General features: G+C 61.3%; 12 protein-coding genes. 7 read left to right on the top strand and 5 right to left on the bottom strand.

Annotated features, from left to right (window positions below; translation table 11 throughout):
- The coding region (locus ACIQ36_RS13230) for an NAD-dependent epimerase/dehydratase family protein (protein ID WP_395830003.1) at positions 1 to 654 on the bottom strand (654 nt) is incomplete at its 3' end.
- Positions 655 to 957: 303 nt separating this feature from the next.
- Between ACIQ36_RS13230 and ACIQ36_RS13225 the strand changes: the two genes are divergently transcribed.
- From ACIQ36_RS13225 to ACIQ36_RS13195, 7 genes are all read left to right on the top strand, one after another.
- Positions 958 to 1503: a hypothetical protein gene (locus ACIQ36_RS13225; protein ID WP_395829999.1), complete on the top strand. Its 546-nt coding sequence runs from the start codon at positions 958 to 960 to the stop codon at positions 1501 to 1503.
- Between the two features lie 215 nt (positions 1504 to 1718).
- Entirely contained in the window at positions 1719 to 2936 is a 1218-nt protein-coding gene (coaBC, locus tag ACIQ36_RS13220; protein ID WP_395829997.1) for a bifunctional phosphopantothenoylcysteine decarboxylase/phosphopantothenate--cysteine ligase CoaBC, read from the top strand.
- Positions 2936 to 3403 carry a dUTP diphosphatase gene (dut, locus tag ACIQ36_RS13215; protein WP_395829995.1) on the top strand — a complete coding sequence of 156 codons (468 nt, stop codon included), beginning with the start codon at positions 2936 to 2938 and terminating at the stop codon, positions 3401 to 3403. The genes coaBC and dut overlap by 1 nt, the downstream gene beginning before the upstream one ends.
- 11 nt (positions 3404 to 3414) lie before the next feature.
- Positions 3415 to 3864, top strand: coding sequence for an Rrf2 family transcriptional regulator (locus tag ACIQ36_RS13210; RefSeq protein WP_045777036.1), 450 nt, complete (start codon positions 3415 to 3417; stop codon positions 3862 to 3864).
- 68 nt (positions 3865 to 3932) lie between these two features.
- Complete coding sequence (gene cysK, locus ACIQ36_RS13205) at positions 3933 to 4889, top strand: cysteine synthase A (RefSeq protein ID WP_395829993.1); 957 nt, start codon at positions 3933 to 3935, stop codon at positions 4887 to 4889.
- Positions 4890 to 4990: 101 nt separating this feature from the next.
- Positions 4991 to 5554 carry a NifU family protein gene (locus ACIQ36_RS13200; protein ID WP_395829992.1) on the top strand — a complete coding sequence of 188 codons (564 nt, stop codon included), beginning with the start codon at positions 4991 to 4993 and terminating at the stop codon, positions 5552 to 5554.
- Positions 5555 to 5680: 126 nt separating this feature from the next.
- Complete coding sequence (locus tag ACIQ36_RS13195; RefSeq protein ID WP_395829990.1) at positions 5681 to 7369, top strand: glucosaminidase domain-containing protein; 1689 nt, start codon at positions 5681 to 5683, stop codon at positions 7367 to 7369.
- Here ACIQ36_RS13195 and ACIQ36_RS13190 read toward each other — a convergent pair.
- The 4 genes from ACIQ36_RS13190 to ACIQ36_RS13175 form a co-directional block, all read right to left on the bottom strand.
- Entirely contained in the window at positions 7366 to 8133 is a 768-nt protein-coding gene (locus ACIQ36_RS13190) for a DNA alkylation repair protein (protein ID WP_395829988.1), read from the bottom strand. The genes ACIQ36_RS13195 and ACIQ36_RS13190 overlap by 4 nt on opposite strands.
- Complete coding sequence (gene nhaA / locus ACIQ36_RS13185) at positions 8130 to 9290, bottom strand: Na+/H+ antiporter NhaA (protein WP_395830001.1); 1161 nt, start codon at positions 9288 to 9290, stop codon at positions 8130 to 8132. Before nhaA ends, ACIQ36_RS13190 begins: the two co-directional genes overlap by 4 nt.
- Before the next feature lie 38 nt (positions 9291 to 9328).
- Positions 9329 to 11200, bottom strand: a complete 1872-nt coding sequence (locus ACIQ36_RS13180) for an adenylate/guanylate cyclase domain-containing protein (protein WP_395829986.1) — start codon at positions 11198 to 11200, stop codon at positions 9329 to 9331.
- Between the two features lie 226 nt (positions 11201 to 11426).
- A partial coding sequence (locus ACIQ36_RS13175; protein ID WP_395829984.1) for an Hsp20 family protein occupies positions 11427 to 11754 on the bottom strand: 328 nt, incomplete at its 5' end.

Genomic DNA, 11754 nt, shown 5'->3' with positions numbered 1-11754 from the left:
CTGATAGCAGAAGGACCGGGTTTGGCTGCCGTCGCCGTACAGGGTGATCGGCTCGTTCTGCAGCGCTTGAATGATGAAGTTCGAAACAACGCGGCCATCGTTCGGGTGCATGCGCGGCCCGTAGGTGTTGAAAATCCGCGCAACCTTGATGCGCAGCTTATGCTGACGCCAATAATCGAAATAGAGCGTTTCGGCGGCGCGCTTGCCTTCATCGTAGCAGGCGCGCGGGCCGATGGGGTTGACGTTGCCGCGATAGCTTTCGGTCTGGGGATGCTCGGTGGGGTCGCCATAGACTTCCGAGGTCGAGGCCAGGAAAATCTTCGCGCGCACGCGTTTCGCAAGACCCAATTGATTGATCGCGCCGTGGACCGAGGTTTTCGTCGTCTGCACCGGGTCGAACTGATAATGGATCGGCGAGGCTGGGCAGGCGAGGTTATAAATCTCGTCTACTTCCACATAGAGCGGGAAGGTCACATCGTGGCGCATCACTTCGAAGCGCGGATGATCGAGCAAATGCGCGATATTGGCCTTGCTGCCGGTGAAATAATTATCCACGCACAGAATGTCATGGCCTTCGTTCAGCAGCCGCTCGCACAGGTGCGACCCCAGGAACCCCGCCCCGCCGCTGATCAAAATACGCTTGGCAGACATCATCACCGGAAACCCCACGCTCAAAACAGATATCGAGAGAAGGAGTAGTGCCGCAACTGGGCTAAGGGCGCTACTGAATTTTCGGTAAGGCGGCGGTTAGGCCTTGGGCGCTTATGCCGAACCGTCGTAGTTCACCCCCCACCCGCCTGTTGCCTTGCGGCGAGCATGAGACCAAATATTCGGGGCCACGGTTTGCCGATATTGTATACGGTACGAATATCAGCCCGCAAACTCGTGTGATATCCTGGTTCAGGCTGGATGTTTTCGTCTAAGGTTAAGTAAATACTGATATTTGGAGAATGTGAAATGCGGTTTTTTCAATCTCTTTTGGATTTGGAGAGCAGTGATTCGGTTCGATCTCTATTGAATAAGAGGTGGTTAGAGATAAAATTCAGTGGATCAATACATAAGTATGGAAAATCTGGCTTCAGATGTAACTCTTTTTTGATTATAACTGACTCTGGTTCATATTTAATTGAATCGGTGGACGAGTCTATTCTTGGGGAATTTGGGCAACTTGTGGTTGAGATTTATAAATTGATCGTTCGACGGGTGCGGTCCGGGCAAAACTTAGGAGAATTCCGATCTTTAGATTGTATATACAAATTCGATTTGCGTACTATGAACGAAATTGATAAACGTCATGTTCATGTGGTCTTTGAGCTTGGTTGTCAAGACTGGATTGGGGAGGAGGTCTCATTAGAGGTGGTCTGGGGGTTGATTTTTCATGGGAAAGCTCCAGTAATGTTTGGCTCTAGTGTTCCGGGATCAATGTTTATATTTTTTGATATGGAAGATATTCGTGGTTGTGAAGAGGAGGCTTTTCGCGTTGAGGTGTTAAGTGCAACGTGAAGAGAGGTTAAATTTATTTATTGTAATGGAATATTGTATTGATCGGGAAAGTTCTCAATTTTTCCGGTATTAAACACAACGTAAAGCAAGCCAATTTGCCGCCTTCCGAACATCGACGTGACGCCGAACCGCTCCAAAATATCACATTCTCCTTGCGCTCTTAGCCAATTTATCCCATTTTCCAGACCAATCTTGTCCTTTTATCGGTCAAACAGATGCTGTCGGGAAAAAGGCTGCTACTCATCATCGGCGGGGGAATTGCCGCCTATAAGGTGTTGGAGCTGATCCGCCGTTTGCGGGATCGCGGCGTCGATGTGCGCTGTGTGCTCACCCAAGCCGGAGCGCAGTTCGTTACCCCCTTATCCGTGGCGGCCCTGTCCGAAAATAAGGTGTATCAAGAGCTTTTCTCGCTCACCGACGAGAGCGAGATGGGGCACATCCGCCTGAGCCGCGAGGCCGATTTGGTGCTGGTCGCCCCCGCAACCGCCAATCTGATGGCCAAAATGGCCGCCGGGATTGCCGATGATCTGGCGACCACGGCGCTGCTCGCCACCGATAAGCCGGTGCTCATTGCGCCTTCGATGAACCTCTTCATGTGGCAGCACGCCGCGACCCAAGCGAACCTCGCGACGCTTAAATCACGCGGCGTTACCGTCATTGGTCCGGCGGCGGGGGATTTGGCCTGCGGCGAGACCGGCTCAGGGCGGCTGGTGGAAGTGCCCGAGTTGCTGGCGGCGCTGGAAGCGGCGTTTCTCGCCCATACGCCGCTGCCCGCCTTGGTCGGCAAGCACGCGATTGTCACCTCCGGCCCCACCCATGAGCCGATTGACCCGGTGCGCTATATCGCCAACCGCTCGTCGGGCAAGCAGGGGCACGCGATTGCCGGGGCCTTGGCGGCAGCGGGGATGCGCGTCACCCTCGTCTCCGGCCCCACCCAGGAGCCGACGCCCGCCGGGGTTATTCTTCAGGCGGTTGAAAGCGCGCAGCAGATGCTGGACGCGGTGGAAGCGGCGCTGCCCGCCGATCTTTTCGTTGGCGCGGCGGCGGTGGCCGACTGGCGCATTGCCTCGGCGGCGGACCAAAAGCTGAAAAAGAGTGGCGATGCGCCGCCCGCACTTCACCTGACCGAGAACCCCGATATTCTCAAAACCGTGGCCCATCACGCCCAGCGCCCGGCGCTGGTGGTGGGCTTTGCCGCCGAAACCGAAAAAGTGCTGGAACACGCGGTCGCCAAGCGCCTGCGCAAGGGCTGCGACTGGATTCTCGCCAATGATGTGAGCCCCGCGACGGGCACCTTCGGCGGCGATTACACAAGTTTGAACCTCGTGACCGCCGCCGGAATCGATACTTGGCCGCACGCGACCAAAGCGGATGCCGCCCATCGCCTGACCCAAGCGGTCGCCACTTATTTTTCGACTTTGAGAGACGCTTGATGACCGCAACTCCTCTACCCGTGCTGCGCTTGCCCCACGGGGCCGATCTGCCCTTGCCCGCCTATGCGACCGAGGGGGCGGCGGCCTTCGATCTACTGGCCGCCATCGCCGGCCCGATCACGCTGGCACCGGGCAAACGCGCACTCGTGCCGACCGGCCTCGCTTTCGCCATTCCGGCGGGGTTCGAAGGTCAAGTGCGGCCGCGTTCGGGCCTTGCGGCAAAGAACGGCGTCACCGTGTTGAATGCGCCCGGCACCATCGATGCGGACTATCGCGGCGAGGTTCAGGTGATTCTGATTAATCACGGCGATCAGCCTTTTATTGTGGAGCGGGGCATGCGCATCGCCCAGTTCCTGCTCGCGCCAGTTACCCGCGCGGCGCTGACCCCGGTCGACAGCTTGGACGAAACCGCGCGCGGCGCGGGCGGCTTCGGCTCCACGGGCCTTGCTGCAACCCCTTCCGCTTAAAGGACACGCCGATGCTCGGTCTGCCGCGCAAAACCCTGCTCGCTATCGAAGCCGTGCTGGATATCGCCTATCACGCCGGGGGCACCACCGTGCAATCGGGCGATATCACTACCCGGCAGGGCATTCCCAAACGCTCGCTGGAGCCGATTTTGCAGCAGCTTACCCGCGCCGGGATTCTGGCGGGCGTGCGCGGCCCGCGCGGCGGCTACCGGCTGGCGCGGGAGCGGCGGCGCATCACCTTGGGCGAAATCATCCGCCTCGTCACCGGCGAGGAGGAGAATGAAGGGCCGGAAGCCAGCACCTCCGATCTCGGCACGCGCGTGGTCCAGCCGCTGTGGATTGAGCTTACCGCCGAAGTAATGGCGCGGCTTGAATCGATCACCCTGGAAGACCTGTGCGAGCGCTCCCGCGCCGCCGGGATTCCCGCCCATGCGGCGGCAATTGTCGATTTCACCATTTAACATCCGTCAATCGATGTTATATAAACATATAGCATCGTAATTTCGGTAATTAGACCGAGGAGAGTCTCATGTCCGCCAGCCCCTTCCGCAATCGCATCTACGACAGCATTCTCGATACCATTGGCGCGACGCCGCTCGTCCGCGTGTCCAAGCTTGCGGCGGACCGGAAGGTCGAGGCGGAAATTCTGGCGAAGCTGGAGTTCTTCAACCCGCTTGCGTCGGTAAAAGACCGCATCGGCCTTGCGATGGTGGAAGCCGCCGAGCGGGATGGGCGTTTGAAGCCGGGCGCAACCCTGGTGGAGCCGACGTCGGGCAATACCGGCATTGCGCTGGCTTTTGTCGCGGCGGCGAAGGGCTATAAGCTGATCCTGACCATGCCCGAATCCATGTCGGTGGAGCGGCGCAAGATGCTGCGCCTGCTCGGCGCTGAACTGCGCCTCACCCCGGCGGCCCAGGGCATGAAGGGCGCAATTGCCCAGGCCAATGACATCGTGGCGAACGATCCGAATGCGGTGATGCTGCAACAGTTCGAAAACCCGGCGAACCCGGAAATCCACCGCCACACCACGGCGGAAGAAATTCTGGCCGATACCGAGGGTAAGGTCGATTTCGTCGTCAGCGGCGTCGGCACTGGCGGCACGATTACCGGCCTTGGGTCAGTGCTCAAGGCGAAGCTGCCGGGCGTGAAGATCGTCGCGGTTGAACCGGAAGATAGCCCCGTGCTCTCCGGCGGCCAGCCCGGCCCCCATAAAATCCAGGGGATCGGCGCGGGGTTCGTTCCTGGCATTCTCGATACGAAGATCATCGACGAGGTCATCCGCATCGGCAACGATACCGCCTTCCGCACGGCGCGCGATGTGGCGCGCATCGAAGGTTTGCCGGTCGGTATTTCCTCCGGCGCGGCCCTGGCGGCGGCGTTGGAATTGGGGGCGCGGCCCGAGAATAAGGGCAAGCGTATCGTCGTCATCATCCCGTCCTTTGCGGAGCGGTATCTTTCGACCGCGCTGTTTGAAGGGCTGGAATAAGATCACTGTTAACCACGGGGGCTTGCGTTTCGGCGGGATTAGGACCAAATTAGTCCCATATCCCGCCGGACACCCGGCGACGCTCACCCGAGGGACCCGCCATGTTCATTCAGACCGAAGCCACGCCCAATCCTGCGACCCTCAAGTTCCTGCCGGGCCGTCCGGTATTGGGGCGCGGCAGCGTGCACTATGCCTCCGCCGCAGAAGCGGTTTCCTCGCCCTTGGCTGAGCGTTTGTTTACCCTGCCGGGGGTGACGGGCGTCTACCTGGGCGATGATTTCGTCACCGTCACCAAGTCGGGCGACGAAGAATGGCCGGTGCTAAAATCCATCGCGATGGCGGCGATCATGGATCATTTCCTCTCCGGCGCGCCGGTGCTGCACGATCTGGATGACGCCGAGCAAGCCGAAGACGAAGAGTTCGCCGAAGAAGACGCGCCTATCGTGCATCAGATCAAGGAACTGCTGGATGCGCGCGTGCGCCCGGCGGTGGCCCAGGATGGCGGCGATATTGTTTTTCGGGGCTTCGATAAGGGGATCGTCTACCTCAAGATGCGCGGCTCTTGCGCCGGGTGCCCGAGTTCGACCGCAACCTTGAAAATGGGCATTGAAAATATGCTCAAGCATTACGTTCCGGAAGTCTCGGAAGTCCGTGCAGTTGCTTAAAGAATCCCGTTTGAAGCAAAAACGGCTCAGGTCGTAAGACAAAATCTTACGGTCTGAGACCAAGACTCCTCCGTTTCTTCCCGCTAAACTCTTTTGGAAATGTGGGGAAACGCGGAACATCAGCCGATGTCCTTCACAGGGCGTCGGCTTTTTACATCCTTGTTGGGGCTGCTCGCGCTCGAGTCGGCCCTGGCAACGGTGCTGCTGATTGCCGCCAACCCGCCGCAAACGCCGCGCCGGGTGGAAATCCATCTTTCGCCCGCGCGTACCCTTAAAACGCAGGATTTGCCCCCTTCCGAATTGGTCGCGCTGGCGCGAAAGCGCGATATGCCGCTGGCGGCGACGCCATTGCAGGCCTTTGCGCGGCTAAAGCCGCTGGGCGAGCCGGTGGCGGCGGTAATGATGGCGGACCGCATCGCCCCCGCGCCGTTCGTTCCGCGCCGCGACCCGCTGCATCCGCCCGCGCGTTTGCCTGACGTTCTGCCGGTGGAGCGGGGCGCCCTTAGCCCCCGTCCGCGCGAGGTGGAAACTTCCTGGCTGCTCGCCGCGCGCGACCGGCTTGACCCGGCCCCGCCGCCGGTGGCGACGCCGCCCGAAGCTGGGGAGAGTTTGGCAATCTGGACCGAACCCGGCCTTGGGCCGTCGCATTCGCTCAACGAACCTTTAGTGCTCGCCACGCGGGCCGATCCCCTTCCCGATGCGCCATCGCAGGCCTTCGCCGACCTGACCCCGGCCCCCGAGGCGCTCGCCCTGTCGGAACCGTTGCAGGCCCTCACCGACCTGGTCGCCTGGCGCGAGGATTTGCGCGGCGGCCCGCCGGGGATCGATGCCATAGCGCGCACCCAGGCGCTTGTGACGGATGCGCTGGTGGCGGGCGGCTACCGCGATCACGATCTGACGGCCTTCCGGGGCTTGCAGATGTTTGACTATGCTCAAAGCCAGTTACAGCGCCAGCAGTCGCGGCGCGGGAAGGCCGAACCGCGTTTTGGCATCGAGCCCTTCAGCGGGGCTTTTGCGGTTAGCGCGGTCTCCCCACCGAAACCCGAACTTTTAACGCGCCAAGCGGTGCCTTCGACCGCGAAGCTGCTCACCCTGTTCGATGCGCATGATTATGATACTGCCCTTGAAGGCGACGTGCCGGGCGTGTTTCTGGCGCGGCTGCCGCAGGATTTGACCCACGCCGTCGCCTCCCAGGAGCGCAAGGGCATTTTCGTGCGCTCCGTTTTACCGCATCTGCTGCACGTGAACGCCCATATTCTGGAAACCCGGCAGCGCGTGTTGAAACTCGCCGGGCGGGTTGAATCGGGCGATCTGACCGACGACGACCGCGCTTTTGTTGCCGCTGTCCTCACCGAGTTTCGCTTGGAGCGCTGGTCGCTCCCCGATCTGTTGAAGCGCGTTGATATCGTTCCGCCCTCGCTGGCCCTCGCCCAGGCGGCGGAGGAAAGCGGTTGGGGCACGTCCAACCTTGCGCGCGAGGGCAACGCCCTGTTCGGCATGGTCATGTGGGTGCGTGATGCCGAAGGGCGCACGGTGCGCCGCCAGCGGCCCTATGCCGATCTTGCGGAAGGGGTGGCCTCCTACGTCCGCAATCTCAACACCCACGCGGCCTATGCCGGGTTCCGCGACCTGCGCGCCCGCCTGCGCCTTACGGGGAAACCCGTTTCCGGCCCGGATTTAATGGCGGCCCTTGGGCGCTATTCCGAGCGCGGGCAGGATTATGTGCGCTCGGTCAATAGCCTGCTCGCGTACAATAATCTGCATATGCTCGACGGGGCGCGCCTGCGCGTGGCGACCGTTACCGAGGTGGATTAGATTTTTTCGGGCTTTAAGCTTCGGGCCGCCCGCTTTAGCAGGCGCGGGGCGACGGTTCCCTCGGCGCGCCATTCGGCCAGGACCGACTGCACCCAGTCGGGGCGGGACTTGGCGGCGTCGTTCAGCCAATTCGCCACTGAATCCTGAACATACTCGCTCGTATCGTTGCGCAAGGCCGCAAGCAGGGGGAGGGCTGCCGCTGGATTGTCTTTCAACGCCGGAATATGCGCGCACCAAACCCCGCGCGGACGGGTGGCCTCGCTGGCAAAGCGGCGCAGGTAGGCGGAAGCTTCGGCGGTCCAGGGTTGGAGGAGCTTCAAGCTTGGTTCGATTTGTGCGGCAAGTGAGGGCCTTAGAGCGAGCCAGGCCCATTCGCGCACGCCGAAATGGGCGTCGTCGGCCAGCGGGCGAACGGCCTTCAGGCGCTGGGACAAATCCCAGTCGGGTGCGGCGGCAATTGCAAAGGCGGCCCAGCCTCGCACGGTATCCGAGGGGTGGGCCGATAGGGTGGTAAGCCCCTCCAAGCCAAAGCGGCCCCACAACAATACCCCCGCACGGGCCATCCGTTGGGTAATTCCAATGTCGGCGGGTAAATCAGCCGCCGCCGCCTCGGCTAAGGCCGGATCAACCTGCGCCATGAGGGTTGGAAACGACATCGCCAACCCTTCCGCGAGGGTGCGCGTTTCCGCCTCACCGCGATTCAATCGCGCGAGATGATCGGGCGGAACATCGGCGATTCGGCTTGCTCCCTTTGCCGATGTCATGCTTTCGCGGCCCGCCGCAGATAAAGATATCCGATTACCGCCGCCAGCACCGAGCCCGCCAGCACGCCCAGCCGGACCTGGGCCGCCGCGTCGGGGCCGCTGAAGGCAAGGCCGCCGATGAATAGGCTCATGGTGAAGCCAATCCCCGCCAGAATCCCGGCCCCGGCAACCAAAGGCCAGCTCAGCGACTCCGGCAATTCAGCCAAACCGGCGCGAACGGCAAGACGGGAGGCGAGGAGAACGCCAACGGGTTTGCCAATGAGCAGACCCAAGGCAATCCCCAAGGTGACGGTTTCCGCAAAGGCGCTCACCCCGAGGCCCGCGAACGATACGCCCGCATTGGCGAAAGCGAAAATGGGCAGCACCCCCCACGTTACCCACGGATAAACCGCGTGTTCCGCTGTGAGCAGGGGACCATGCTCGGTTTCACCATTTTTATCCGACAGCGGAATGGCGAAGGCCAGTGCGACCCCGGCCAAGGTGGCGTGAACGCCCGATTTCAGAACGAAAACCCACAGCGCGACGCCGATCAGAACATAGGGAGTGAGTTTGCGCACCCCCGCGAGGTTGAGGGCGGCGAGGGCCACCAGCAGCAGACCCGCGCCCGCCAAAGCCACAACCGAGAGGTCGGCCGTGTAGAAAATCGCGATAATGACAATGGCCCCGAGATCGTCGATCACCGCCAGGGCCATCAGGAACAACCGCAGGGCGGGGGGAATGCGTTTGCCCAAGGTGGCAAGAATGCCAAGCGCGAAGGCAATATCGGTCGCCGCCGGAATTGCCCAGCCGTTGAGGGCTTGGGGATTGCCCGCGTTCAGCGCCGTATAAATCGCCGCCGGGGCGATCATCCCGCCAATCGCAGCGGCAAGCGGCAGCGCCAGAACTTTAGGGTTGGCGAGTTGGCCCAAGCGCGCTTCGCGTTTGATTTCCAGACCGACGAGGAAGAAAAAGACCGCCATCAGCCCGTCATTGATCCAGAGCAGCAACGGCTTTTCCAGCCCGGCAGACCCCGCCCGCACGCCGACCGGGGTTTCCAGCAGCCCGTCGTAGAGCGGCGACAGGGTTGAGTTGCTGACGATCAGGGCTGCAATCGCCGCCAGCAAGAGAACCCCGCCCGCCAAGACTTCCGTGGGAATAAGGGGGCGCTGCATTGGGATTTCCTTATCTTGAGGCGCTAAAAATCGGTCCGCTCGCCCTATTCCGATGCCTCAGCAATTGGGGCATCGTTCTGCCATTCAACCCGATAGACGGTTTGCTGTTGGGCAAACCCTTTCAAGGGAACGTCGAACGGGGCGCTGAGCGGTGCCACGACATTCTCTTTTACATAATCGGCAAAAATGGCATCACAATGAATATCGCCGGGCTCGCCCAGCGACGAAAGCCGCGCGCTGAGTTGCACAATCGTCCCGAAATAATCGTTATTTTCCTGCACTGGCTGCCCGGCGGACAGGCCGATACGCAGTAGGATCTGCTCGCCCGGCGTGACCTGATTATGCTCTTGGCACTGGCGTTGAATATCGACGGCGGCGGCGAGCCCATCGGCCACGCGCGGGAAGACCGCCATAATGCCGTCCCCCGTATGCTTCACCTGATGGCCCCGATTGCGCTTTAAGGCAACGGCGACGATCTGATTATGGTTCTGGACGAGGCGCATGGCCTGTTCTTCGCCGATCCGCTGCGTGGTCGCGACCGAGGCGACCAGATCGGTAAACAGAATCGCGATATCGAGTGTCTTTTGCGCGGCCTCACTGACCCCGTTCCAGGTTTCGAGCGCCGCGCCAAGCTTATCAGTCTCGCCGCCGCCTTTTTGCAAGCGGGCAACCATGGCGGCGCGACCGGCTTCGATGGCTTTGCCGAATTTCTCATCGCGATGATAATCGGCCACGCGCGCAAGGAAGGTGCCCGCCCGGTCGGCGGTTGTCCCTAAAGCCCCAAGCGCGCCCCCAATCAAAATCGGCAGTTCTTTGGCCGAGCCTTTGGTTTTGGTCAAAACGGCTTCCGCCGCCCCCAACATGAACAAATGGCAGGCGAAGCGGTTGCGCCCGTCCAAACCATTACCGGTAAAGGGCTGCATCGATGGGTGTACCAGCGAGTCGCGCAAGAACGTCAGCAGGTAATCGCCGTTGAACGGGGTTACCGATGGTTCCGTCTTCTCAGTGGGCGCTTTTTCCTCGGCAGTGGTTTCCTCAGGCGCGAGCGCGGCGGCAACCGGTGTGCTGGGAGTGGGAGCGGGCGGCACGCTTCCCTGCGCCGAGGCACTGCCGCCCAGGTTCATGGCGGCAAGCCCCCGCTCTTCAATGGCTTTTTGGGCGGCGTCAAAGCGGGTTTGCTCGGCGGCAGACATCGGTTGGGCAGCCTCCCCCGAGGGGGGGGAGGTCGAGGAGGCTTGTGGGGGTTGCGCTGAAGCTGGCGTTGCCTCCGGTGTTTCCGTCTCGTCGTCCACGAGGGCGCGCGCGGCGCGGCGTCCGCCGGTTCGGCTGAACATTTGCAGCGAAATCCAAAAGGCCGCCGCGAACACAAAAACGCTGAGCAGATAAATGAACAGCGGATCGACTGAGGCGAGCGGCCCATTTTCGCCACCCAAAACGCCCGTCAGCAGCAATACCCCAAGGCCGGAGAGCACTAAGGCGATCAATCCAGACATCATGAGGCGGCTGGCGAGCGAGGGGCCAGCTTCCTCCTCGGGCGCGGCGGCGGGCTTGGACGGCGGCGGCGAGGAAGAGGCTAAGACCGAGGCGGCGGTCCCAAGCGGGCGCGCCTGCGCCGTGCGCGAAACAGGGGCAACCCGAGGCGGCGCGGCAATCCGGCGCGGCGGCGCGGCTGCAACCGGGGCATTTACCGGCGGGGCAACCTTTTGCTTGGATTGACGATAAATCGTCCGTTGCTTGAAAAGCTGTTCAGTCTCGTCGTATTTTTCAAGAATAACCCGGACAGCCTCAATGGATGGCGATGCGAATTGACGCTTCGCCTCCTCGACGGCCTCATCCTTCTGTGTCCCTCGAAAGCGTTCTTGGAGGTGCCAACGCCCGCTTTCGGCGACATGTAATTCATATATGTCGTCGTGCATGCGTTTACTGAACGGCCTTTCCCGCGAATCCCATAATCTTTGGACCTTCCGCCCCACTATTCCATAAATTACGGGATAGTTTGCACAGACCCAACAGGATTCTTTCGTAATACGCCGATAATCCCTACTCGCGAGGTGCATAACAAGACCCCCCGCAGGCGGCTATTCCGGCGGGGGGCGGATCACGAAGAGGTCTAGAGAAGCGCGTAGACCGCGCGCCTTGCGCCTATTCGGCGGCGGCCAAGGTTGGCAGGGTCGCGCTATTGGCCGGGGTTGTGATCGCAATCGTGCGCGGCTTCATCGCTTCGGGGATTTCGCGAACCAGATCGATGTGCAGCAGGCCGTTTTCCAGCGTCGCACCGGCAACGCGAATATGGTCGGCAACGTCGAACTTGCGCTCGAAGGCGCGCCCGGCAATGCCCCGGTGCAGGAACTGGCCGGTCGCTTCATCGGCTTTGGACTGCGCGCTGACCGTGACCTGATTGGGCTTGGCAACGATGCTAATGTCCGCTTCCGAAAAACCCGCAACGGCCATCGTGATGCGATAGCGGTCT

Source organism: Elstera sp., assembly GCF_044372965.1.
In the GTDB taxonomy this organism is placed as follows: domain Bacteria; phylum Pseudomonadota; class Alphaproteobacteria; order Elsterales; family Elsteraceae; genus Elstera.
The sequence above is the reverse complement of the archived record's forward strand: the minus strand, read 5'-3'. Positions and strand labels throughout refer to the sequence as shown.